We start from the raw sequence: 24175 nt of genomic DNA on the forward strand, positions 1-24175 counted from the left end.
GGGGACGCCTTGCCAAGTCACTCCGGCACGACGAGATCCGCGTCGACCAGGTCGGTCAGTAGTGCCTGCACGTCCACCCGAATCTGACTCGCCGATACCATCGGGTGCATATCGCTCAGCAAAAGCGCGATCTCGCGGCCGCTGATCGTTTCCGCCCGGAGCAACCCCCACACCAATTGCCCCGTGGCATTGAGCCGGTAGATGGCCCCGCTGGCAACGTGAATCAGGAAGCGTTCCTCGTCCAGTTCGTACTCACGGACGGCCTCGGTCGCCTGCCAGCGATCATCGGCGTCCACCATGGTGCGCGCCGGTTGGGCGACAGGTGCATTGCGCGGTGCACTGGGGCCGGCATCCATCCCGTCGATAACGCCCGGCATCGACGCAAGCAGGCGTCGTGTTGCCGCCAATGGTTCGGGGTAGCGCAGCAGCCGGCACGGCAGCGATTGCATCAGGGGCAGAAAGCGCGCCATCAGCGCCTCGCTGGGCAGATCGTGGGCGAAATGCTGGCGCAGCAGCCGGGTCAGCCCCTCGCCCGGTGCGAGCCGCAGGAGCTCCGCCTTGTCCAGGCTCTCGTCACGTTCCAGCAGCACCACCGCGCCGAGCGGCAGGGTCTCGCCGTGATGCGCCAGTTGCCCGTCTGGCAGATCGAGGTAACGGTACCGATCATCCTCGGGTCCGGCATGGGTGGTCGTGTATTGGTGCAGGGCCACGTCCAGTGCGGGGGGTAGCGGCAGCGGCAAGCGCAACCGGGGGGCAATGCCCAACGCCATGCCCTGCCCGTCCTCACCCAGCGCGAGCACGTCGTCACCGAACACCCGCTGCCCGCCACCGGCCAGCGCCGCCATCAGGGTGCTCTTGCCCGCCCGGTGGGTTTCCGGAAACAACACCAGCCGGCCATTCACCTCGACCGAGGCACAATGCAGGCCGATCCACTGGGGGTTCAGTTCAAGAAAGCGTTCGACCAAATCGGCGGCCACGGCGCACGCGGCTGAGACCGGCGAACGGTGAGACACACCACCGGGAAAGGCAGGCGACACCTGCCGGCACTCCCCGTTCCGGCCCTCCAGCCGGATCGTCGGCACCGGCCCGTCAGCCGCCACCTCGGTGATCGACCAGCCCGCCAGGGCCGCCTTGAGCACGGCCGAGAACTCCGGGCAACCCGAGACACGCACCGCCGGCCCGATGCCCGGCAGGACGAGGTCTCTGGCTTCGGTGGTTATTCCTCCAGCGGTCACCAGCGGCTGGGATGCAGCAGGATGTTCAGTTGCAGCTCCGAGTCACGGTGGTGGTGATGCCGCCGATCGTCCCGGTAGTAGCGACGCTCGGAGTAATGGTGATGGTGATGACCGCCGCTGGGGCGGCTGTAGCTCGGACGGGAATAGCTGCCCCTACCATGTCCATGCGGACCCGGGTGCGCCCCCGCGACGTTCACCAATGTCGGGGCCACATACGCCCCGGCTAGGCCCGCGCCCAAGGTGATAAGCAGGCGACGACGGCGGCGATAGATTTCATCAGACTGGTGATCACTCATTGACCAATCCCCGTATGAGTCAGGTGGAAGAATCCTCGCGACCCGGGCGCACAGCCAAAGTCGCGATCTTCCAGTTCTGACAGGAATGGGCGCCAAAAGTGCCGAGTTGGAAGCGATCAAGGAGAGAGGGTGAACAACCGGCGACGGATCAACCGACTGGCCGATCCGCTTCGCCTTGGCGGGCGCCAGTTGTCCGCAGAGGCGGGGCTTTGCTCAGTCGACATCCTGCCTTACCCGACAGATGGGAAAGGTCGAACAGCCCCAGAAGCGCTTGCCGACATTGGCGCCACGCTTGGCCGTTCGCAATACCATTTCGCTGCCGCATTGGGGGCAGTGCCTCATGGCATTCGGATCGGAGCGCGCCTTCAAGTGGGCAACACGCTGGCGATGCGTCGCGCGCGTCGGCACCAGTCGACCAGACTCGATCGCGGCGATCGTTTCGCGCACCTGCGCTGCATTCAGAACGGGTGTCTCGAACGAGCGGATGTAACGCACGTAACCGCCAATACGGGTGACATTGGCCGGCATCGGGGTCTTGAAGCGGCAGTCACCGGTGAAGACCACCACCGAATGAATTGTGTCCGCGGGCAAATCGAGCAACGCCTCTAGCGCCTTAACGTGCTTGTAGTTCTGTCGGAGCGGATTCTGGAACGAGACGGTCTTGCGGTAGATCTTCTGGGTCCATTTCGGTTGCCGCTCATCACCAAAGATCCATCCCCGCATGTGCTTGGTCTCGACCACGAATAGCCCGAACAAGGAGACGAAGACGTGATCAATCTGCGTGGTGCCGTCCGGCGTGCGCACCGTCACGTTATGCAGCGCGTGATACGTGCCCGACGGCAGGCGAAACAGGGCGACGACCTTCACCCAGAACTCGCCCACTATGCCCTTGAACCATGGCGTCTTGAGAATCCCGGCAATGATGATAAGCGGGATCAGCCACCAGATCGTGCTGAGCGCATTGCCGAGCGCTGAGAGGTAGTCCATTACGCAAGTTCTCCGGAAAATTCCATGTCCCGATTAAACGTTCCAACCAGGCCTTCAAATCCAATGCAGCCTGCGATCAAATGTCATCTTCCACTAGCCAGGTCGCACTTCCCCGATCGGAGAAGAAAGGATTCTGATCCCTTTTCGATTTAACGCCTACTCCGGCCGCGGCTGAATCCCTTCGCTTCACCTGCCAACTGGCCCAGAAGGCGCTGCCCTCGATACCGCACCCCAACTGCCGGAGCCATTCGGCGACCTTGTGGTTGGAGTTGTTCCAGAACGCATAGGCCTCCGGATGCTCGACGAAAGCGAGATCGTAGACGGCGTTGTACTTCAGGCTGTCCTCGTTGTCCCGGTGGAGGCCTTCGAGCGATGAACGCAAGGTGGCCACCCGCTCGGTCTCGACGGGTATCTCGTGAATCTCCTGGATGCCGACACGCAGCCCCCCGCGCACGCCCTCACGCGTTGGCGGTGCCTCCGTCAGGCTCTGCCCGAGGCCCGCACGGGTCGGTAACAGCACGGCCCGGCTCGCCTCGATCGTTCCGGTGTCGACCTCGGCATACCAACCCCAGTCACCATAGGCGTAGCGGACAAAGCCTTCCGGGTGCGGGAGCACCAGGCTGGAATGACGTCCGTGGTCCAGAACGAAAACCGATTGCGGCCGATCCACCGACGCGGGAGGAACGATGGTCGTGGTGCACGCACCCAGCATCAAGCCCGCCCCGCCCGCGAGGGCAATCGAAGCGCACAACCGAAAAACACGCCGGGGACTTCGTGCCATATCAACTCGTTGACGTTGGGACACTCGACAAGGTCAGTAGCTGCCGATGAGTGCTGATAGATACCAGCGTAGGCCAGAACGGCTGGCTCGACCTGCGGACACCTGATCGTGACGGTCACATGCGACCTCGGCTCGAGGGGCCTCACGGAGGAGTAAACGTCCAGCCGACGAACAGGAAAAAGCCACGCCATAGCGGACTATCCTTGTTCCAAACCAACCAGAAAGCCCGGGCGAAGATCTATCGTGTACAGCTGGTCGAAATACGTGCTCTTGCTGCCCTGGCTTCTGGTATCCCCCCTGCTGCCGGCCCAGGACCCCTCCCTGCCACCCTACGAAAGGGAAACCACGCGCGAGACGGTCACGCTCGTCGAAAATGCGGCCGAGGTGATCAGCCGGGAAGGCGAGTCGGTCTTCGCGGACTTCCGTGAGCCGGCAAGTCGGTGGTATCGCGGTGAGCGCTACCTCTTCGTCTGGGACCTGGATGGCAACCGGAAGGTCTATCCACCGGACCCCGAACACGAAAAACAGAACCTGATCGACCTGGAGGACGTCGGCGGCAAGCCGATCGGGCGGATGTTCGTCTATGCCGCCCGAGAGGGTGACGGCAAGGGGTGGGTGCACTACCAGTGGAACCGGCCCCATGAGCTGGAACCGACCTGGAAATCGACCTACATCGTTCGCGCGCGTTCACCGTCCGGAGACGACTACCTGGTCGGCAGCGGGGTATACCAGGGCGGCATGGAGAAGGCCTTCCTCGTCGAAGAGGTGGAGGCGGCGGCCGACCTGCTGCAACGGGAGGGAAAGGCCGCGTTCCCAACCTTGCGCGACCCCACCAGCCGCTTTTTCTTCCATGACACCTACATATTCGTCACCGCCGAAAGCGGCGTGGAGCTGGTCAATCCCGCCTTTCCTGGCATCGAGGGCCGCAGCCTGTGGGATACGCAGGACCGTACCGGCAAGTACCTGGTGCGTGAATACATCAGGCTGGCCAAGGAGCAGGGCCATGGCTGGGTGACATATCACTGGCCGCGGCCCACTCAGCCACAGGTAAATGCCGTGAAAAGCACCTATGTTCGAAGCATCGCCGTGGGTGATGAGACCCTGATCGTCGGGGCCGGCATGTATCAGTAACGGGCGCCGGAAGTCCGGGCTTCGGGCATTCACGGAAACCCTTACCCGACGCTGTTGAAGAACCGCCGCGTGACGCGGCCGCTGCGCATGCAGTTGATCGGTCCCTACGCGATTTTGTGCTGCAAATTACGTCACCGCTTTCAGAGCCGAGAACCACGCCCTACAGCCGCATTACCCGGCGTTTTCAGCCCGAAGCCCCACAAGTTCAACACTTGCCCAGGTCCAACCCCGCGCTAATCGGTGCGATCCCAGGCCCTCTGAGAGCCGCGCCGCCTTCTCGACTCCCGGCAGGTGAAAATCGCTTGCGTTCCTTGTGATCACCAACGGCTGGGATGCAGGAGGATGTTGAAATGCATGCCGCTGTCGTGATGATCGTGGTGGCGACGACGATAGTGGTGCTTGTCGCGATAGTAACGGCGTTCGGAGTAATGGCGATGGTGGCCGCTGGGCCGGCTGTAGCTCGGCCCGGAGTGACCGTGATGGCCGCCGTGACCACCATGGTGAGGCGGCTCCGCTCGCGCCACAGTGACCAGCGTCGGCGCGACATAGGCACCGGCAACACCAGCGCCCAGCGTTATCAGCAGACGGCGACGACGATCAATAGGGTTGGACTTCTGGTCACTCATACTCAGTCCCCTTGTCACGGTTCATGGTGATCCTGACCTCTTGTCACGAGGCCGTTGCACTCTTCGGACAGGGGAAGACGGGGAAAGTGCCGAAAACAGCACGGATCGAGTGGGAAACAGATGCTTATCCAGCCCCATCCCGCATGCACGCGATGTTGCCACAGAGACGTCCAGCCGTTAGCACCCTTTCACGAACGGACAGTAATGATCAGGCAATCAAATGCCATTACGCATCGGATGAAGTCCGGGAGTCCGGTTCTGGAACGGGAGGGGGCCGATGCGAACCGTGGACGCCCAGGAGCAGTTCCACCAGCGTGGCCCAGCCTATCCCCAGCGCCAGCCCCAAAACGATTCCCGAGGGCGCGGCCCAGCCGGCCACGAGGGTGCCCAGCCCCACGGTAAAGAGCACGAAGGTTCCGATCCCGGCGTAGGCCACCGCGGACCGCCAATTCGACATTCTGAAAGTGAACGCCGTCGTTTGAATCAAAAGCGCTGCTGCGGCCGCGACCGGCACCGAAGGAAACTCCGCGTCGGGGACGACACCTTCCAGCACGAAGCGATCGAGAAAATAGGCGCCACCGACTGCGCAGAGGACACCGGCGCCGATTCGAAGCGCGGCTCCCCATCCGGCACGCCAGCACACGAACGCTATTAACGGGAGAGCCAGCGTCAGGATGCCAGGCCAATGAAACGCCAGGAGTCCGCCGCGCGCGACCGCGACAGCCTCGTCCGTTCTCACGTCCCCCATCCATTCGAGAACCGGAAAGTCGATCAGCGCCAGGCCGGCTACCGCCCGTGTCTGGCTGACCACCAGGCCGATAGCGCCCGCGGCAACCAACAACACGAGGAAACTGAGCGTCAGGCTCAACCCCTGGGCCAAACTTGGGTTGAACCGGCGGCTCAGCCAGTGAAGACCAGGGGCGAGTGCCTGGGCGACTCCGCTGAAGCCCGTAACCCGCAGTGCGACGAGGAATACCTCTTCCACCCGGCGTCGGTTTGCCGCAATGCGGGCAGCCACCCAACGAATGACCAGCGCCATGATGAACAGGATCAGCACCAGAAGAGCGGCGGTTCCAGTGACTTCCTGCAGCACGTCCCAGGACGCACCGAGCACGACACCAAGCGTGATAAACGTGACTGCCCAAATGATGCTTGCCGGCACATCGAACAGCAGGAAACGACGGTAGGGCATCTCCGACGCACCAGCGAGAAAAGGCACGATGATCCGGGTGGGAGTGGACACCCGTCCCAGCACGATCGCCCATTCCCCTCGTCGATGCATGAAACCCTGAACTCGCTGGATCGAGGGGCCGAAGTAACGCTCCAGTGGTGCCCAGTGCAACATTCTGTCGCCCCAGCGACGACCGAGATAAAAACCCGTCGCATTACCCAGCAGCGTGGCCGACAGCACGACACCAAGCACGGGTCCCATCTCGACTTGACCACGGGAGGCGAGGATGCCGCCAATTACCACGGCCACCTCACCGGGCGTGAAGAAGCCGAGAAAGAACGCGGCTTCCGCCCAGCAAAGCACCCCGAGTACGAGATAGATCGTCAGGGGCGAGAGCTCCAAAGCAGACTGGAGAAACCTGTCGATGAGATCACCCGTGCGTGGTTGGGAGGGAGCGGAAAAGTATAGCTAAGGAAACTCAGCACGATTCGATATCGTCCCGCCAGAAGACTGAAGCGCCTCGGCATGCGATTCGTCGCGGTTGCCCGTCAAAGGGTTCTGACGCCCTCTCCCTCAGATTCGCTAAAGGGTTCTGACCCCTTTTTCACGTCGCGCATGGCAGCCAAAGCCACCCAAGCCGGTCGCGAGAAAGCCGAAGGAATCCGTTGAAGCGCTACCTAACGAATCAACGGGCGAGCAAGAAGAAATGGATACCGGCACCTAATCATCGGGCGGGGGAAGTCCCCTTCGCCCTTGCCGAGCGGCCGGGGTGCCGCAGGGTCAGCGCCACAAGGACGTGGCGCTGAGGTTCGCCGCGACACGACGTCGCGTCGAACCGACCCGTCCGCGGCACCCCGGACGGGAGGAAAGCCCGCAGGGCCAAGGCGAGGGGTGCCCTTCTCTTTGGGTACTTTCTCTTGGGCAAGCAAGAGAAAGTGCCTCGCGCGCCGGGGTCGGAACGGTGAAGTAGCTGCGCCACAAAAGAGCGTGCGAAACCACATTCAAAGTTAAAGGGTTCTGACCGCTTTTTTTGCGCCCCCCCTCTTTCGAGTTGCAGGAACCCACCGCCTTTTAATCGGTGGACTTTCTCATTAGTTCACTACGCGGCAGTGGCAGCATGGTGCTATTACGGGATTTGGGGGCGAGGCTGGTAAACGCACCTACAATGAACAGAGTCACAACTTTCGAGTGGTAACACCGGAAGATCATCCAACTTGTATAGTTTGCCCTCGTATTGCTTGATGGCGTTACAGTCACGCTCGTCTCTGCTCGATGATATTGCTACCAACGCATGCTGGCCTTCAAGGTCCATGGCGCGTCGAACAGAATCTTTCCGAGATTGGCGAGAAGAACAACGAAGCAAAACAAGAAATCCTGCGTTTAGAGGCTGTTCTTTTCGACCTTTCTCGCTAAGGGCTTCCATATAAGGCTTCGCCATTTTGGCGTTCGATCGCACACCAAGAGCGCGCTTTTCTTCTTTGCTGGCCTGTTCACCGATGTCTCTTAAGGCGGTTTTCGGTATTGCCATCCCTCTGCTAGCAGCCTTTAAAAGCTTTTCCCCTTCTTCCACGAGCCACGGAGGGAGCGGTTCGACGAACCACCCTGACTCTTTCGCGACCTCCTCAAAGTCGGCCGGCGGAAGTTCCGGAAGCCTAAATCCTGAACCGGTGGAACCTCCTGAAGACGCCTCAGAGCTCTTGTGCCACTTTTGGTAACCCCACACACCAAGGATGGCGAGCAGGGCGATTCCGAGTAGCTCCATATTTGCTTCCCTTCCAGCTTCTTATGTTTTGTTGCGGTGGTTGACGAGTCTGTTTGTAAGTCCTTCGCTTTACACAGGGATCGCCCCGCCTGACTCACCTGCGATTCAGCCCATGGGGCATCACTTTCTTGAAGAGGGAGGTGAGTTACCCAATAGCGTTAGATCACCCGCGTCTACCCGCTGCGGAAAATCTGGCTACATTTTCCTGAGGCGTTAGTTTGCTGCACATGGGCACGCCGCCCAGCGTTTAACCGACGGCACCGCCGCCAATCCGGACCTGTCACTCCGGCCGCATATGCGGAAACAGCAACACATCCCGAATCGACGCCGAGTCAGTCAGCAGCATGATCAACCGATCGATGCCGATGCCCTCCCCCGCTGTCGGCGGCATGCCATGCTCCAGCGCGCGGATGTAGTCGGCGTCGAAATGCATGGCCTCCTCGTCGCCGGCTTCCTTGTCGTTGACCTGCTGCGCGAAGCGCTCGGCCTGGTCCTCGGCGTCGTTCAACTCGGAGAAGCCGTTGGCGATCTCGCGGCCACCGACGAAGAACTCGAACCGCTCGGTAACGAACGGGTCGTCGTCCTTGCGGCGGGCCAGCGGTGAGACCTCGGCCGGGTACTCGGTGATGAAGGTCGGGTCGTGCAGCTTGTGCTCGGCGGTCTTCTCGAAGATCTCGATCTGCACCTTGCCCAGGCCGTAAGACTCCTTGAGCGGAATGCCGAGTTTTTCGGCGACGGCACGGGCCTTTTGTTCGTCGTCGATGTCCGCTTCCGTGAGGTCCGGGTTGTGGCGCAGGATCGCCTCGCGGACGGTCAGGCGCTCGAAGGGCTTGCCGAACTCGAAGGTGCTGCCCTGATACTCGATGGTGGTGCCGCCGTGGACCTCCTGGGTGCACTGGCGCAGCAGGTCCTCGGTGAGGTTCATCAGATCCAGGTAGTCGGCGTAGGCCTGGTAGAACTCGATCATCGTGAACTCGGGGTTGTGCCGCGTGGAGAGCCCCTCGTTACGGAAGTTTCGGTTGATCTCGTAGACCCGCTCGAAGCCGCCGACCACCAGGCGCTTGAGGAACAGCTCCGGCGCGATGCGCAGGTACAGCGGCATGTCGAGCGCATTGTGGTGGGTCATGAACGGCTTGGCCGCCGCCCCGCCGGGGATGACGTGCATCATCGGCGTTTCGACTTCCAGGTAGCCACGGTCATTGAGGTAGTCGCGGATGAACTGGATCACGCGACTGCGCAGGCGGAAGGTCTTGCGCGCCGACTCGTTCATCACCAGATCGAGGTAGCGCTGGCGATAGCGCGACTCGGTGTCCGACAGGCCGTGGAACTTATCCGGCAGCGGGCGCAGGCTCTTGGTGAGCATGCGGATGGAATCGACCCGCACGGAGAGCTCGCCCTTGTTGGTCTTGAAGAGCACGCCCTCGCCGCCGACGATGTCGCCGATGTCCCAGGTCTTGAAGTCCTGGTAGACGTCCGCGCCGACGTCGTCGCGGGAGACGTAGAACTGGATGCGGCCGGACTGGTCGAGGATGGAGAGGAAGCTCGCCTTGCCCATCACCCGCTTGGCCATGACGCGACCGGCGACCGCAACGCGCACGGTGTTTTCCTCGAACCACGGTTTGTCGTGCTCGCCGTACTCGGCCTGCAGTTCGCCTGCCATGTGCTCGCGGTCGAAGTCGTTGGGGAACGGGTTGCCGGTCTCGCGCAGCTTTTTCAGCTTCTCGCGGCGCTCGGCAATCAGTTGGTTCTCGTCGAGTGCGGGCTTTTGCTCGGCCATGGTTTCGGCTCTTGGTGGTGGGGTTGGGCCGGGTTACCGGCGTGTCTGTTCAGTCACTTGTAGGAGCGCCTTCAGGCGCGATGTCATCGGGCTGCGGTTTGCGTTTCGCGGCTAAAGCCGCTCCTACGGTTGTTTCACTGTGGGAGCTTGCCTTGCAAGCGCATCGCGCCGGTGGCGCGAATCCCCAATTGAGATTTGCACACTCCTCAAACGGGGGCGGCCGCTATGGCGGCCTTCGCGAGCGGGGCTCGCCTCCCACGGTGGGGTCTCGTTTGCGTTTCGCGGCTGAAGCCGCTCCTACGGCGCGAGTTGTACGCTTTACAGGCCGCTCTTGAGGCTGGCCTCGATGAACGGGTCGAGGTCGCCGTCGAGCACGGCCTGGGTGTTGCCGGTCTCGTGGCTGGTGCGCAGGTCCTTGATGCGGCTCTGGTCGAGCACGTAGGAGCGGATCTGGCTGCCCCAGCCGACGTCGGCCTTGGTGTCTTCCACCGCCTGGGCCTCGGCGCGGCGCTTTTGCATCTCCAGCTCGTAGAGCTTGGCCTTGAGCTGCTTCATCGCCCGGTCGCGGTTCTGGATCTGCGAGCGCTCGGACTGGCAGGCGACCACCACGCCGGTGGGGATGTGCGTGAAACGCACCGCGGACTCGGTCCGGTTGACGTGCTGACCGCCGGCCCCGGAGGCGCGGTAGACGTCGACGCGGATGTCGGCCGGGTTGACCTCGATCTCGATGTTGTCGTCGATCTCGGGGGAAACAAACACCGAGGCGAACGAGGTGTGACGACGGTTGTCAGAGTCAAAGGGCGATTTGCGGACGAGGCGGTGCACGCCGGTCTCGGAGCGCAGCCAACCGAAGGCGAACTCGCCCTCGAAGCGGATGGTGGCCGACTTGATGCCGGCGACTTCGCCATCGGAGATCTCGGTGATCTCGGTCTTGAAGCCGTGCTTCTCGCCCCAGCGCAGGTACATGCGCAGCAGGATGGAGGCCCAGTCCTGCGCCTCGGTGCCGCCGGCGCCGGCCTGGATGTCCATGAAGGCGTTGGACTCGTCCATCTCGCCGGAGAACATGCGGCGGAACTCGAGGTCCTCGATCTGACCCTCGAAGGTGGCGACGTCGGATTCGACCGAGGCAATGGTGTCCTCGTCGTCTTCCTCGCCGGCCATCTCGAGGATCTCGCGGGCGTCGGTCAGGCCGTCGCGCATCTCTGAGAGCGTGTCGACGATGCGCACCAGCGAGGCGCGCTCCTTGTTGAGCGCCTGGGCGCGATCCGGATCATTCCAGACGTCGGGAACTTCCAGCTCGCGGTCGACCTCTTCTAGACGTTCTTTCTTCTGATCGTAGTCAAAGGTACCCCCGGAGCGACTCGGAGCGCTCGATGAGGTTGTCGATTCGGTTCACGATCGGATTGATTTCGGCCATGGAATGCGGTTTCGCTGGTAGTCGATGAGATTTGAAGCAAGCGTCATCTGATCGAATCCGAGCGAGGCCCGGATTCGACAGGAAGTGCGGTAGTTTACTGAATGCCCACGGTTACCTCAAAGCGCATGGCGACGGGAAAACGAGGGAGCGACATCCCCATATTCTCAGGCCTTTCCCCTATGGCATGATGAAGCTGATTCGCGGGTGGGCCCGCGCGAGCCTTGAACACGTTACGACCGATATACCCGGCCCGGAGCACCGATTTTCGGCCCGGCCCAACTTCCCGACCCAATGGACGACCTATACCCCATGGAACCGATGCTACCCAATCACACGCGCACCACCCGCTCATCCAGCCGGAAAACCGGCTGGCTTCAGACCCTGGGCCTGGCCTGCCTGCTCGCCCTGCCGTTGGCAGCCCCGGCGGCGAACGACGCGCTGCCGGCCACGGTGAACTCGGCGCTCGCGGCACAGAAGCTCGATGCCAATCAACTCGGGCTGTGGGTGCAGGCGGTCGACAGCGACACGCCATTGATCAACCACCAGGGCGATCGACTGTTCAATCCCGCCTCGGTCATGAAGCTGGTGACCACGGTCGCCTCGCTAGACGTGCTGGGGCCGACGTTTCAGTGGAAGACCGAGTTCCTGGCCGATTCGGTGCCGGTCAACGGCGTGATCGCGGGCGATCTCTACATCAAGGGCTACGGCGACCCGTGGTTCCGCAGCGAGGACCTGTGGGACGCCGTGCGCCGTCTGCGCGAGCTGGGCGTGAAGGAGATCCGCGGTGACGTGGTGCTCGACGACTCGTATTTCGCGCCGATCGCCGCCGACCCGGGCGATTTCGACAACCGACCGGACCGGGTCTACAACGCCCTGCCCAACGCGCTGCTGCTCGACAATCGCGCCGTGCGCATCAGCATCACGCCCCACGGCGAGGGCGAGTCGGCGGTGACCACTTGGCCGCCCAACCCGCGCATGGCGCTGCAGAACAGCCTCAACCTGGTCGATCAACCCTGCCGGAGCAGCACGAACCAGCCGGTGATCGACATTCGCAATCCCACCGACCCGGGGGCGGAGATTCAGGTGCGCGGTACGGTCTCGCGCCAGTGCGCGCCGCATCTGTACTACCGCGTCGCCGGCGACCCGCACGACGCCTTCTTCCACGCCTTCAAACGGCTGTTCGAATCCGCCGGCGGCACGATCACGGGCCACTGGCGCCAGGGACTGGTGCAGGCCGGCTCCAAGCGCCTGATCACCCACGAATCGCGCCCGCTATCGAACTACCTCTGGCTGATGAACAAGTGGTCGAACAACATCATGGCGCGCCAGATCATGCTCACCTTGGGCGCCGAACTCGAGGGCACACCGGCGACCGAACTCAAGGCCGCCCGGGTGATCGAGCGTTGGGCTGCCGATCGTGACTTCAACTGGGAGGGCGCCGTGGTCGAGAACGGCTCGGGGCTGTCGCGTATCTCGCGGCTGTCGCCGCGCCAGCTCGGCAACATGCTGCTGTCGGTGTGGAAAAGCCCGTACATGGCCGAGGTGATGGCCACCCTGCCGATCGCCGGGATCGACGGCACCATGCGAAAGCGGCTGACCAGCGGCTCGATCCGTGGTCACGCCCATATCAAGACCGGCACCCTGCGCGACGTGCGCGCCGGCGCGGGCTACCTGCTGGCGAAATCGGGGCGACGCTACGTGGTGGTCATGCTGCACAACGAACAGGGCGTGCAGTACGGCGGCGGTACCCGCGTGCAGGACGCGTTGCTGACGTGGTTGTACGAGAACGGTTGAACGCCGCTGGGGCCTGAGCCGACCGTAGGAGATTCTATGTCTCCCCACAAGGGATTCTCGGCACGTAGTCAGTCTGTTTCTGCATCAAACTGAAAGCGACCCGAGCCAGTTTTCTCGCAAGGGCGACCAACGCTTGGGTGGGTGCTAATCCTCTTGCGACGTGTCGCTGGTAGAAGTCCTCCCACGCCGGCTGTCGTTTTGCCTGCATGGCGGCAAGATAAAGCAGTCGGCGTGCCTCGGGATCTCCTTGGCGGGTCAACCGGCGTTTGCCGGACTTGATCCCCGAATCCCGAACCCGCACATCGAGCCCAAGAAAGGCGATGAAGGCATCGCTGTTGCGAAAGCTTCCTCGATGGAACAACGTCGTCAGACTCGCTGCGGTAACGGGACCCACGCCTTCGATCGCCTGGCAGCGTTTGGCATCAGCCTCCCAGCCGGCCTCCTTGAGGCATTGGCGGATGTGCTTCTGGATCAACTGATCCGTCTGCTTGAGCTGGGCGACGATCCGATGGAGGCTCGCTTTGAGGGTTGGAATACCCGCAAGGCTCTGCTGGAGGGCGACTCGGACCTGTACCAGCGTGGCTCGTCGCCGGAGCAGTGTTTGGAGTTGCCGGTAGGCTTTGCCCGGCGGGCTCCACGGGCGCAGCTCATCAATCTCCCGAGACAGATAGCGCAGCAACAGGCGGGCATCACCGGCATCCGTCTTGGCTCGTGTGCCAATGCTGTCGCGATACCGGTTGAGCCGGTAGCCGTTGATCAGAAAGATCTCATGCCCACGTCGATGCGCCTCGAGAGCGATTTCGAGATGGTAGTTGCTGGTGGCTTCAAGGGCGATTCGGACTGACTCGCCCAGCGAATCGAGCCATTCGCCAATGGCCTTGGGCGTGTTCTCGATGGACTGGTGCCCACCGTCATCGGTGGCGATGTCGAGACGAAACTTGCCGACGTCGATGCCGACATGGGGGCGTTGAACTGGCATTGCCATGACAGGACCTCCGAGCTAACTTGGAAGGGCTTGTCGGGGTCTCACCGAGCGCTGGCTTGCCAAATATCGTCGGTCTCGAGCCGATGGATTCCTTATCGGCGCTTGAAGGTGAGGGGTGGGACGAGGTCTCCTACCGTCTGTGCTCTTTCATTTGAGCCAGAAGCGTCTTCTGTCCCTCCACCCCGACAAGCCCAGTTTTTGACTTGCCGGGGTAAACATACAAGCGCCTTCAGGCGCGATGGGATCGGGTGCCGCCTTGGCATTTCGCGGCTAAAGCCGCTCCTACAGTAGGCCTCGTTCGGCCATCGAGATGCAGGGGCGTCCCACCACCACGTGATCGAGCAGGCGCACGTCGATGAGATTGAGCGCATCGCGAAGCCGTTCGGTGATGCGCCGGTCGGCGCTGCTGGGTTCGGCGACGCCGGAGGGGTGGTTGTGGGCGAGGATCACGGCCGCGGCGTTGTGGCGCATCACGGCGCGGACCACCTCGCGCGGGTGGACGGCCGCCTGGTCGATGGTGCCGAAGAACAATCGCTCGAAGGCGAGCACCCGGTGGCGGTTGTCGAGATAGAGCACGCCGAAGACTTCCTGCGTTTCGCCGTCGAGCTCGGCCTGCAGGAAGCGGAACACCGCCTGTGGACTGGCGATATCCGGCCCGACGCGCAGCTCTTCGGCGAAGTGACGGCGCGCCAGTTCGAGCACCGCCTGCAACTGGCAAAACTTCGCGTCGCCCAGTCCGCGGGCGCGGCCGAAATCCTGCCGCGAGGCACTGAGCAGCGAGCTGATCGAGCCGAAGTGCGACAACAGGTCGCGGGCCAGATCGACCGCCGAACGGCCGGCCACGCCGGTGCGCAGGAAGATCGCCAGCAGTTCGGCGTCGGAGAGGCTGGCCGGCCCTCGGGCCAGCAGGCGTTCGCGGGGCCGCTCGGTGGTCGGCCAGTCGGTGATGGGCATGGTGATTCCCTCCCTGGAATCGTCATGACAGATGAATGGTGTCCGGTCAGTTCGGCGGACGCGCCCCCAGCAGGAGCCCTTCTGCGCGCCACTGTTCCAACTGCTCGCCGGCAAATCCGAGCAGTTCGTCGACCGGGCGGCCGAAGGCCTCGGCCAGCTGCGCAATGATCTCGCGGCCGGTCTGCTCCTCGGCCTCGGTGAGCGCGAGCAGCAGCTGGGCGCTGCCCGGCGTGAGATTGAGCGCAAACGGCGCGCCGTGCTCGTCGCGGTGCAGGGCCAGATGGTGCATACCCGCCGGCGGGATCTCGGGCCCCTCGCCGGCCTCGAGGGCTGCGGCGATCCGGTCGACCGGGTAGGCGGTCACCATCAGGCGGGCCAGCGAGGAGACCACCGGCCGGCCGGCGAGCAGGTCGCCTGCCTGATCGAGATCGTCGGGTGCGGAGTCGGCGTCCTCGGCCATCAGCTCGAAACGCGCCAGCTCGTAGGCGGCCAGTTCGCGCTGCCAGTCGGCCAGCTCAGGCTTTTCTTGCAGGAACTCGGCGAACTCGGCCGGCAGGTCGCGCAGGATCGGCGAATGGGCACGATGGTCGCGGAAGAATGGCCGGGTCAGTCCCCGCCAACCTGCATCATCGAGGCTCGCTCGCAGCGCCGGGAAGGCGTTTTCCAGCGTGCCGTCGATGTTGTTGAAGAACAGCTTGGAGTACCAGGCCATCCGCTCGGGCCTGCTTCCCGGCGGTGGCGGGTTGGTTTCAGGATCACGCACGTAGCGCGTGAACGCCTCCTGGGTTTCCTTGAAACTCGATCCCATCAGGCGGCCTTGCTGCCCAGCGCCCGCTCGCCGGCCCGACGGATCTGCGCGACCTCGCCCATCAGCTCGTCGAGCGGCGGGATGTCGAAGTCGCGCTCCAGCAGCGTCGGCACCGGGCCGACGTGGCGGTAGGTGTGCTCAAGCAGGTCCCACACCGGTGCGCTGACCGGCGCGCCGTGGCTGTCGATGATCAGGTCGCCCTCGACCTGGTGGTGCCCGGCGACGTGCAGGTAGCGCACGCGCTCGGCCGGCATGGCGTCGATGAAGGCATAGGGGTCGTAGCCGTGGTTGACGCTGTTGACGAACACGTTGTTGACGTCGAGCAACAGGTCGCAGCCCGAGCGCTCGAGGATTGCCAGGATGAACGTCTGCTCGTCCATGGTGGATTCCACCGGCGAGTAGTAGGAGACGTTCTCCAGCACCAGTCGGCGACCGAGGCGCTGCTGGACGGTGTCGATGCGCGCGACGACGTGGTCGATCGCCTCCTTGGTGAAGGGGATCGGCATCAGGTCGTAGAGATGCGCGTTGTCCGAGCAGAACGACAGGTGCTCGCTGTAGAGCTCGGGGCGGTACTCGTCGAGAAACGCGCCGACGTCATCGACGAAGCCCATGTCCAGCGGCGCCGGGCCGCCAATCGAGAGCGACAGGCCGTGCGTGTAGAGCGGGTAGTCCTCGAGCAGGGCCTGGAAGCGCTCCTTGACCGGTCCGCCGAAGCGCAACCAGTTCTCGGGCGCGACTTCGAGGAAATCCACGTTCGGCCGCTGCTCCTCGATCTCGCGCATGAGTGGACCGCGGCGCAGGCCGATGCCGACGGGGACGTGCTGGCTGGCGGATTGGGGGCTCATGGCAGGCCTCCCGGAGCGCTGGATGGCCGACGGCGGGGAGCCGCCGGCCGGGATTGTTTGTGGGCCGACGGCAGCGTGCCGGCGACCTTCAGTCGAGGCGTCGGCCCAAGTGGGCCGGTGCCGTCAGGGCGCGGTTCAGGACTTGTCCTTGTCGTCGTCCTTGTCGCCATCGCCCTTCTCTTCGTCCATGCTGCTGCCGCACTGGCCGGCACCGCAGGCCATCTCGGCCGTCTGGAAGGTGCCCGCGTGGGTGGACTCGGAGGCGAACGGGTTGCCGTTGCCCGCGGCCATGGCCGAGGAGCCGGCGATGGCGGTGGCCAGGGCAGTCGAGCCGATCAGCAGGTGCTTCTTCGGCAGGTTTCTCTTGGATTGGGCTTTCATCTCGTCAGAACCTCTCATTGGGGATTCACGCGGCGAACCGCGTTGAGTTTCGGCAGCCGTGTCGACCGCCGGTTTCCTGATCATGCCCAAGGGTAGACGGCAATACCAGAGTTAGTCGCTGGGATTTGTTAGCCCAGTCAACTAGTTGGTCAGTCCGTGCGGGTCAGGTCGCGTCGTGGCTGATCGATGCCGTCGGTACAGACATCGAGTGTCGGGTCTTCGATGCAGCGTTCGGCGGCGCGCAGGCGCTGGTCGAGGTACTGCGGGTAGAAGTCCGGCACGGTCACGCCCTTGAGCTCGTCGACCACCTGCTTGCCGTCCGGGGCGAAGTAGATCACCTCGGGGACCAGCTGCACGCCCTGCAGGCGAGCGAATTCGACCGGCGTGTAGGAGGTGCCCTGCCATTCGATCTCCGGCAGATCGGAGTCGATTTCCACCCGCCGGATGATCAGTCGGCCCTCGTAGTCCGGGTCATTGGCCATGGTCTGCAGGAATTCGTCGTCGACCGTCTGGCAATAAGTGCAGTAGGTGGCGTGGAAGAACATCAGCATCGGAATCTGGTGTTCCTGCATGTAGTCGAGGTCGGCCTGGACGTTCTCCAGGTCGCTCATCAGGGGTACCTTGTCGCGCTCCGTGCTGGCGGCCGACTCGTCGGCCTGACCGGGCGGGGTCGCCATGCCCATGAGCATGAGGCCGGCCAGGGGTGCCAGCGCGGCCAGGGCGAGGCGGGTGACGCGGCGCGTTGGGATGATTGCAGGCAAGGTTTTTCTCCCGAAAGGTGTGGCTGCCGGGCTGACCCGGAGTCTGGCCGAGGTTCTCGCCAGTATCGTTGCCCGGATTGTATTCGGTTTGGACTATGTCGGGGTGGGCGGGTTCCCCGGACCTCGTGTCCCAGTGCGGCATCCGGGTTACCATGACGGCTATTTCGCGACGGTCCCGGCCGGGACCCGGACCGTCCGGTTGCCAGAATGAGGATGACAGATGAGCAAGGCATTTTCCGAGGGCCGCGTGCTGCGGATCGCCACCCGAGCCAGCCTGCTGGCGCTTTGGCAGGCGGAGTTCGTCGCCGCGGAGCTGAAAAAGCGCAACCCGGGGCTCGAGGTCGAGCTGGTCAAGATGACCACCCGCGGTGACCAGCTGCTCGACAGCCCGCTGTCGAAGATCGGCGGCAAGGCGCTGTTCGTCAAGGAGCTCGAGGTCGCCATGCTCGAGGATCGTGCCGACATCGCGGTTCACTCGATGAAGGACGTGCCGATGCAGTTCCCGGACGGCCTGGAGCTGATCGCCATCCTCGAGGGCGACGACCCGCACGACGCCTTCGTCTCCAACAAGTACGGCAACCTCGACGAGATGCCGGCCGGTTCGGTGGTCGGCACCTCCAGCCTGCGCCGCGAGACCCAGGTGCGCGAGCGTTTCCCGGACCTCGAGGTCAAGACCCTGCGCGGCAACATCCACACCCGCCTGCGCAAGCTCGACGACGGCGAGTACGACGCGATCATCCTGGCCGCCTCGGGCCTCAAGCGCGCCGAACTGGCCGATCGCATCACGCATCGGCTTTCGGCCGAGGAATCCTTGCCGGCCATGGGTCAGGGCGCGCTCGGTATCGAGGCGCGCAGCGATGACTCGGACGTCCACGCGCTGATCGACCCGCTGATCGACCGAGACACCACCACCCGCGTGACCGCCGAACGGGCCTTCAACACCCGTCTCAACGGTGGCTGCCAGGTACCGATCGGCGGCCATGCCCTGCTGGTCGAGGGTGACCAGCTGTGGCTGCGCGGCCTGGTCGGTCGCCCGGACGGTTCCGAGACCCTGCGCGACGAGATCACCGGACCGCGTGATCGGGCCGAGGCACTGGGCATCGAGCTGGCCGAGCGGGTGCTGCGTGATGGTGCCGACAAGATCCTCGCCGAGGTAGGCATCGAGACCGAGGCGCCGGGTCAGGGCTGATTCCGTGGCCGATCGCGACCTGCCGCCGATCCGCGAGGTCGTGCTGACGCGACCGGCCGGGAGCAATGCCGGCCTGCGCGAGGCGCTGGTGGCCGCCCGGCCCGCCGGGATGCCCGAGCCAGCCCTGGTCACGCAGCCGCTGCTCGCTATTCAGCCGCTGTGTAATGGGGGCGAGCTGCCCGACGCGCTGGCGGCGATGGATTGCGGGGATCTCGTGGTCTTCGTCAGCCCGCGCGCCGTGGAGGTCGCCGACGCCGTGCGTTCGCTGGTCGACTGGCCGGCGCGCGAGTTTGCCGCGGTGGGGGCTGCCACCGGCCGGGCCCTGGCGCACGTCGGTCGACCCGCCACCTTCCTGCCCGATTCGTCCGAGGACAGCGAGGGGTTGCTTGAGTGCCTGCGCGGTGTGCCCATGAGCGGCCGGCGCGTGTGGATCATCCGGGGCGAGACCGGGCGTGAACTGCTGGCCGACTCCCTGGCCGCACGGGGTGCCGAGCCCCGTTTCGTCGCTGTCTACCGGCGCGAATGCCCAGCGTCGAAGCCACCCGTGCCGGTGGGTCCCGCCTGCCTCTGGATCATCACCGCCCCGCAGGCCCTCGACTGTTTCGCCCAGCTGGCCGGCGAGACGGATGGGAGCGAGCCCGGGCTGCTAGACTCCAACTTGCTGGTCATCAATGAGCGCGCGCGTGAGCGGGCGCGGGCACTGGGAATTCGCGGCCCGATTCTCCTGGCCGGCGGGCCGGGCGCCGAGACACTGGCCCGCGCGGCGTGGGAGTTGATCGCCGAGCGGCAATCATCGCCGCCGAGGCACTGACCGGGCGGTCGCGCGCCCGACCGCTTTTATCCGATCGCATCCATACTGGGGATGAGCATGGACAAGAAAGACAACGACAAGCAGGCCGAGGAGACCAAGGCCGGGGCATCTGCCCAGACGGACAAGGCCTCCGAGTCGTCTGCCGCTTCGCCATCGGCCGACAATGCCCAGACTGACAAGGGTCAGGCCAACATGGGCGGTGCAGGCAAGCCCAGCACCAAGGCCGGGCAGAAGACGAGCGGCAAGCCCGCCGCCTCGACCGAAGCGGACGAGAAGTCGTCCTCGGCCAGCGGTGCCTCGGGCGCGAAGGTCACGGGCGGAAAACCATCGGACGACCCGGATGCCAAATCCGTCGGGTCGGGTGCCGAGGATTCCTCCGCCGATGCCAAGGCAGCGAATCCCAAGGGTGGTGATGACAAGATCGTCGGTGCCAAGACGACGGCCTCGGCATCGTCTGCGCGCCCGCCCCGCCGGTCGGCCACGCCCTGGCTGGTCATCGGCGTCGTGATCCTGTTCGCGTTGGCTGCGGTGGGCGGCTGGCAGTTGTGGCAGCTCCAGCAGGCCCAGCAGCAGGCGTTGGCCTCTCAGGCCGGCGAGCGTGAGGCGCTGGATGAGAAGTTGAACCAGGAAATCGAGCGCCTCGATGAGCAGCTGGGCTCGACGCGCTCGAGCGTGTCGGCGCTGGAAGATCGTGGTGAGGCGATCCGCGAGGAGGTCGAATCCGGCCTGCAGGCCCAGCAGGACGAACTGGCCGAGCGACAGGATCATCTCGATGAACGCATGGCCCGCATCGACGACCGGCTTTCGCGCGGCGAGATCGCCTGGAAGACCGCGGAGATCGGCTTCTTGCTGACGCGCGCCCAGGAACGCCTGACCATTTCGCGTGATCCCGACGGCGCGATGCTGGCCCTGCAGCTGGCCGATCAGCGGGTCGCCGCCCTGTCGCGCCCGCACTGGCTGCCGCTGCGCTCGGCGATCAGTGATGCTATCGCCGAAATCGAGGCGGCCGGCGAGGGTGACCGGGTCGGCCAAGCGTTGGCACTGCGTCGGCTGACTGACCGTGTCGAGGACTGGCCGCTGGCCGACGCGGGCGACGGCAACAAAGGTGACCAGACCGAGGCGCCCGCCGATACAGCCGATACCGACGAGTCGCTGCCGGACGACGCCGCCTGGTACGAGAAGGCCTGGGCGGCCACCAGCGGCTGGGTCGCCGGGCAGGTCACCGTGACCCGGTCGGATACACCCACTCGACTGCGCGAGCGCGTGGCCACGGATCGCGAGATGCGTCTGTGGCTGATCGCCGTGCGGGAATCCCTGCTCTCGCGGGACCACGACGCGCTCTCGACCACGGTCGACGAGGCGCGCGACTGGCTCGAGTCGCATTACGCTACCGACGCCGACGGACCGGACAAGGCCCTCGAGGCGCTCGAGCGTACGCAAGAGCGTTTCGCCAGCCGCGAATTCCCGTCGATCGACGCGGTGCTCGATGCCTGGGAGCGGGCCAATGCCCGCGAAAAGGCGCGTGCCGAGCCGGCCGAAGCGCCCGCTGAGACCGTCAAGGAGGACCCGTCATGAAGCGCCTGATCGTCTGGATCGTCCTGCTGGCGGCGGCCGTGGCCGCGGCCATCTATTTCCTGCCGGGGGCCGGCGTGGCGATGATCGAATTCGCCGGATGGCGGCTCGAAACCACCGCGGTCGGCCTGGTGCTGATCGTGCTGGCCGTGCTGATTGGCCTGCAACTGATCTGGCGGTTGATCGCCGGGGTGGTGCACCTGCCGGCTCGCTTCGGTCGCCGCTCTGCCGAACAGCGCCGCCGGGCGGCCGACGAGAAGCTCCTGCGCGCCTGGGCCGAGCGCCAGCGTCGCCAGACTGATCTGGCCCAGCGCTACGCCTTGGCCGGGGTGGAGGACGGCAGCCTGCCGCCCATGCACTTCCAGGTGGCGATCGACGCCCTGCTCGATGGGCTCGATCCGTCCCGTCAGGGGGTGGCGATGCATGGCCGGGACGAGACCCGCCAGGAGATCAGTGACCTGTTCGAGACGGTCGGGCGCCGCTTTCCCAAGTTCGCCGAGTTCCTGCGCCTGCATATCGTCCAGCGGCTGATCGCGCTGAACGAGATCGAGTGGGCGCAGACGATGGTTGAGCCGCTGGTCGAGACCCACCCGCGCGACGAGGCCATTCTGCTGATCCGGGCGCAATTGCTCGAACTGGCCGGCGAGTTCGACGCGCTGGCGCGGCTGCTGCCGACCCTGCGTCGCATTAAGGACAAGCGCCTGACCGCCGACGAGCTGCTGCGCATCGAACGCGTGGTACTGCTCGGCCGAATCGAGGCCGCCTCCCGGGCGCGTGATCTGGATCTCCTGTCGCGGTTTTGGTCTGAGGCCGGGCGCAACGTGGTCGACAGTCCGGCCGTGACGATCGCCTACGCCGAGGCACTTGCCCGTGTTGGCGCGGAAACGGGCGCTGCCCGCGTGCTGGAAAAGCGCCTCGGCCGCTCGCTGGAGGCCCAGACGCTGCATGCCTGGGCCGAACTGCGCCACGAGGACCCGGCCGATGCGCGCAAGCGCCTGCTCAAGCTGGTGCCGGACGACTGGAGCGAGCCGGCGAATGCCCCCGACGTCGGGCGTGCCCGCGAGCGCGCCGCGTTCGCCTACGCGATGGCACGCCTCGCGCTGGCCGAATCCGACCCCAGCTCGGCACAGATGTGGGTGGGGCGCCTGGGTCCGCTCGACCAGGAACTGCGTTATCTGGCGGTCGCCGCGCGTGTGCATGCCCGCCTGCGCGACAGCAGCGAGGCGGCCCTGCTCTACGAGCGTGCCCTGGCACGGGCCGGCCTGGAAACGGCCGCCGCCCCGCAACCGGTGAAACCGTCCGCGACCGACGATGGCCGCTGATCGGGCGGCCAAGGCGTCCAAGGGGGCGCTGGCCGACCTGCGGCGCTTTCTCGAGCAGCTCGAGCGCCAGGGCGAACTGGTCCGGGTGACCGAGCCGGTCGATCCCGACCAGGAGATGACCGTGCTGGCCGACCGCGTCCTGCGCGCCGGCGGCCCGGCCCTGCTGATCGAGAACCCGGTCGGCTTCGACACCCCCGTGCTGCTCAACCTGTTCGGCACGCCCGAGCGCGTGGCGCAGGGCATGGGCGGGCAGACGCTCGCCGACCTGCGCGAGATCGGTCGGTTGCTGGCCTTCCTCAAGGAGCCCGACCCGCCGGCGGGCCTCAAGGAGGCCTGGCGGAGCCTGCCGATCTTCAAGAAGGTGCTCGACATGGCACCGCGGCGGGTGAAGAAGGCGCCGGTCCAGGAGGTGGTGATCGAGGGCGACGAGGTGGATCTCGCGCAGTGGCCGATCCAGACCTGCTGGCCGGAAGACGCCGCGCCGCTGATCACCTGGGGGCTGACCACCACGCGCGGCCGGCCGCGCAAGGGCGGCGGGCTCGAGTCGAACCCCGAGGATGCCGCGGCAGCCGGCCGCGAACGCCTGAATATGGGTATCTATCGCCAGCAGGTGATCGGCCGCAACCGGGTGATCATGCGCTGGCTGGCCCATCGCGGCGGGGCGCTGGATTTCGCGAACTGGCAGGAGACGCACCCCGGCGAGCCGTTTCCCATCGCCGTGACGCTGGGGGCCGACCCGGCCACTATCCTGGGTGCGGTCACCCCCGTGCCCGATACCCTGTCCGAATATGCCTTCGCCGGCCTGCTGCGCGGCGAGCGCACCCGGCTGGTCGAGTGCCTGTCGCACGACCTGCTGGTGCCGGCGAACGCCGAGATGGTGCTCGAGGGCTTCATCCACCCCGACGACACGGCCGTCGAGGGCCCGTACGGGGATCACACTGGCTACTACAACGAGACCGAGACCTTCCCGGTGATGACCATCGAGCGCATCACCCATCGCAAGAACCCGATCTACCACAGCACCCACACCGGCCGCCCGCCGGACGAGCCCGCCATCCTCGGCGTGGCCCTGAACGAGGTGTTCGTGCCGCTGATCCAGAAGCCGTTCCCGGAGATCGTCGACTTCTACCTGCCGCCGGAGGGCTGCTCCTACCGCATGGCCGTGGTGTCGATGAAAAAGCAGTACCCGGGCCATGCCAAGCGCGTGATGATGGGCGTGTGGAGCTTCCTGCGCCAGTTCATGTACACCAAGTTCGTCATCGTGGTGGACGACGACGTCGACCCGCGTTCCTGGGAGGACGTGATCTGGGCGATGACCACGCGCATGGACCCGGTGCGCGACACGCACCTGGTCGAGAACACCCCGATCGACTACCTCGACTTCGCCTCGCCCGTCTCCGGGCTGGGCGGCAAGATGGGGCTGGATGCGACTAGCAAGTGGCCGGGCGAGACCGACCGCGAATGGGGGCGGCCGATCCGGGCCGACAGGCAGGCCGAGCAGGCGATGGCCTCGGTCTTCGAGGCGGTCATGGCCCGGGCCGAGGCGGCGCAGAAGGGCTGAAACGCCTGA

Annotated in this window: 22 protein-coding genes; 7 read left to right on the plus strand and 15 right to left on the minus strand. The window is 65.0% G+C overall.

Annotation, left to right across the window (positions count from 1 at the left end; genetic code table 11):
• Positions 1-17 precede the first annotated feature (17 nt).
• The 4 genes from D5687_RS06905 to D5687_RS06920 all read right to left on the minus strand — a co-directional run bounded on the left by D5687_RS06905 (position 18) and on the right by D5687_RS06920 (position 3269).
• Positions 18-1235: a PqqD family protein gene (locus tag D5687_RS06905; protein WP_158611797.1), complete on the minus strand. Its 1218-nt coding sequence runs from the start codon at positions 1233-1235 to the stop codon at positions 18-20.
• Complete coding sequence (locus D5687_RS06910; protein WP_125199042.1) at positions 1232-1531, minus strand: hypothetical protein; 300 nt, start codon at positions 1529-1531, stop codon at positions 1232-1234. Before D5687_RS06910 ends, D5687_RS06905 begins: the two co-directional genes overlap by 4 nt.
• A gap of 213 nt (positions 1532-1744) precedes the next feature.
• On the minus strand, positions 1745-2518 hold the full coding sequence (locus D5687_RS06915) for a nuclease-related domain-containing protein (protein ID WP_125199043.1): 774 nt from the start codon (positions 2516-2518) through the stop codon (positions 1745-1747).
• Positions 2519-2594: 76 nt separating this feature from the next.
• The gene (locus D5687_RS06920; RefSeq protein ID WP_158611798.1) at positions 2595-3269 is read right to left on the minus strand and encodes a hypothetical protein; all 675 of its coding nucleotides are present in this window, start codon (positions 3267-3269) and stop codon (positions 2595-2597) included.
• Positions 3270-3542: 273 nt separating this feature from the next.
• Between D5687_RS06920 and D5687_RS06925 the strand changes: the two genes are divergently transcribed.
• A complete protein-coding gene (locus D5687_RS06925) occupies positions 3543-4430 on the plus strand; it encodes a cache domain-containing protein (protein WP_125199045.1) in 888 nt (295 codons plus the stop codon).
• A 317-nt stretch (positions 4431-4747) separates the two neighbouring features.
• On the opposite strand, the gene D5687_RS06930 is transcribed toward D5687_RS06925, so the two are convergent.
• The 5 genes from D5687_RS06930 to prfB all read right to left on the minus strand — a co-directional run bounded on the left by D5687_RS06930 (position 4748) and on the right by prfB (position 11183).
• On the minus strand, positions 4748-5056 hold the full coding sequence (locus D5687_RS06930; protein ID WP_125199046.1) for a hypothetical protein: 309 nt from the start codon (positions 5054-5056) through the stop codon (positions 4748-4750).
• A gap of 226 nt (positions 5057-5282) precedes the next feature.
• Positions 5283-6629: a DedA family protein gene (locus D5687_RS06935; RefSeq protein WP_158611799.1), complete on the minus strand. Its 1347-nt coding sequence runs from the start codon at positions 6627-6629 to the stop codon at positions 5283-5285.
• A gap of 724 nt (positions 6630-7353) precedes the next feature.
• Positions 7354-7989 carry a hypothetical protein gene (locus tag D5687_RS06940; protein WP_125199048.1) on the minus strand — a complete coding sequence of 212 codons (636 nt, stop codon included), beginning with the start codon at positions 7987-7989 and terminating at the stop codon, positions 7354-7356.
• Between the two features lie 280 nt (positions 7990-8269).
• Positions 8270-9766, minus strand: coding sequence for a lysine--tRNA ligase (lysS, locus tag D5687_RS06945; RefSeq protein ID WP_125199049.1), 1497 nt, complete (start codon positions 9764-9766; stop codon positions 8270-8272).
• Between the two features lie 318 nt (positions 9767-10084).
• Positions 10085-11183, minus strand: a protein-coding gene (prfB, locus tag D5687_RS06950) for a peptide chain release factor 2 (protein ID WP_125199050.1) whose coding sequence is annotated in 2 segments (ribosomal slippage) — positions 10085-11107 and positions 11109-11183 — 1098 coding nt in all. Because the reading frame shifts where the segments join, the coding sequence is not laid out codon by codon here.
• Between the two features lie 309 nt (positions 11184-11492).
• Here prfB and dacB point away from each other — a divergent pair.
• Positions 11493-12977 (plus strand): D-alanyl-D-alanine carboxypeptidase/D-alanyl-D-alanine-endopeptidase, encoded by a 1485-nt coding sequence (gene dacB, locus D5687_RS06955; protein ID WP_158611800.1) that lies wholly within the window; start codon positions 11493-11495, stop codon positions 12975-12977.
• 34 nt (positions 12978-13011) lie between these two features.
• Here the strand turns inward: dacB and D5687_RS06960 are convergent, their stop codons facing one another.
• From D5687_RS06960 to D5687_RS06990, 6 genes are all read right to left on the minus strand, one after another.
• Positions 13012-13962: a transposase gene (locus D5687_RS06960; RefSeq protein WP_125199052.1), complete on the minus strand. Its 951-nt coding sequence runs from the start codon at positions 13960-13962 to the stop codon at positions 13012-13014.
• Between the two features lie 282 nt (positions 13963-14244).
• On the minus strand, positions 14245-14916 hold the full coding sequence (gene radC, locus D5687_RS06970; protein WP_125199053.1) for a DNA repair protein RadC: 672 nt from the start codon (positions 14914-14916) through the stop codon (positions 14245-14247).
• Positions 14917-14962: 46 nt separating this feature from the next.
• Positions 14963-15724: a DUF2063 domain-containing protein gene (locus D5687_RS06975; RefSeq protein ID WP_125199054.1), complete on the minus strand. Its 762-nt coding sequence runs from the start codon at positions 15722-15724 to the stop codon at positions 14963-14965.
• Positions 15724-16569 (minus strand): DUF692 domain-containing protein, encoded by an 846-nt coding sequence (locus D5687_RS06980; RefSeq protein ID WP_125199055.1) that lies wholly within the window; start codon positions 16567-16569, stop codon positions 15724-15726. Before D5687_RS06980 ends, D5687_RS06975 begins: the two co-directional genes overlap by 1 nt.
• A gap of 135 nt (positions 16570-16704) precedes the next feature.
• The gene (locus D5687_RS06985; RefSeq protein WP_125199056.1) at positions 16705-16950 is read right to left on the minus strand and encodes a hypothetical protein; all 246 of its coding nucleotides are present in this window, start codon (positions 16948-16950) and stop codon (positions 16705-16707) included.
• Between the two features lie 149 nt (positions 16951-17099).
• On the minus strand, positions 17100-17711 hold the full coding sequence (locus tag D5687_RS06990; protein ID WP_125199057.1) for a thioredoxin family protein: 612 nt from the start codon (positions 17709-17711) through the stop codon (positions 17100-17102).
• 220 nt (positions 17712-17931) lie between these two features.
• Here D5687_RS06990 and hemC point away from each other — a divergent pair, with 220 nt between their 5' ends.
• Genes hemC through ubiD form a run of 5 tightly spaced genes read left to right on the plus strand, consistent with a single transcriptional unit; the run spans position 17932 to position 24166 of the window.
• Positions 17932-18900: a hydroxymethylbilane synthase gene (hemC, locus tag D5687_RS06995; protein WP_125199058.1), complete on the plus strand. Its 969-nt coding sequence runs from the start codon at positions 17932-17934 to the stop codon at positions 18898-18900.
• Between the two features lie 4 nt (positions 18901-18904).
• Complete coding sequence (locus D5687_RS07000) at positions 18905-19711, plus strand: uroporphyrinogen-III synthase (RefSeq protein ID WP_125199059.1); 807 nt, start codon at positions 18905-18907, stop codon at positions 19709-19711.
• Between the two features lie 57 nt (positions 19712-19768).
• Positions 19769-21286, plus strand: a complete 1518-nt coding sequence (locus D5687_RS07005; protein WP_158611801.1) for a uroporphyrinogen-III C-methyltransferase — start codon at positions 19769-19771, stop codon at positions 21284-21286.
• The gene (locus tag D5687_RS07010) at positions 21283-22605 is read left to right on the plus strand and encodes a heme biosynthesis HemY N-terminal domain-containing protein (protein ID WP_125199061.1); all 1323 of its coding nucleotides are present in this window, start codon (positions 21283-21285) and stop codon (positions 22603-22605) included. Before D5687_RS07005 ends, D5687_RS07010 begins: the two co-directional genes overlap by 4 nt.
• The gene (gene ubiD, locus D5687_RS07015; RefSeq protein WP_125199062.1) at positions 22595-24166 is read left to right on the plus strand and encodes a 4-hydroxy-3-polyprenylbenzoate decarboxylase; all 1572 of its coding nucleotides are present in this window, start codon (positions 22595-22597) and stop codon (positions 24164-24166) included. Before D5687_RS07010 ends, ubiD begins: the two co-directional genes overlap by 11 nt.
• The last annotated feature ends 9 nt before the right edge of the window (positions 24167-24175 follow it).

Source organism: Guyparkeria sp. SCN-R1 (genome assembly GCF_003932495.1).
In the GTDB taxonomy this organism is placed as follows: Bacteria; Pseudomonadota; Gammaproteobacteria; order Halothiobacillales; family Halothiobacillaceae; genus Guyparkeria.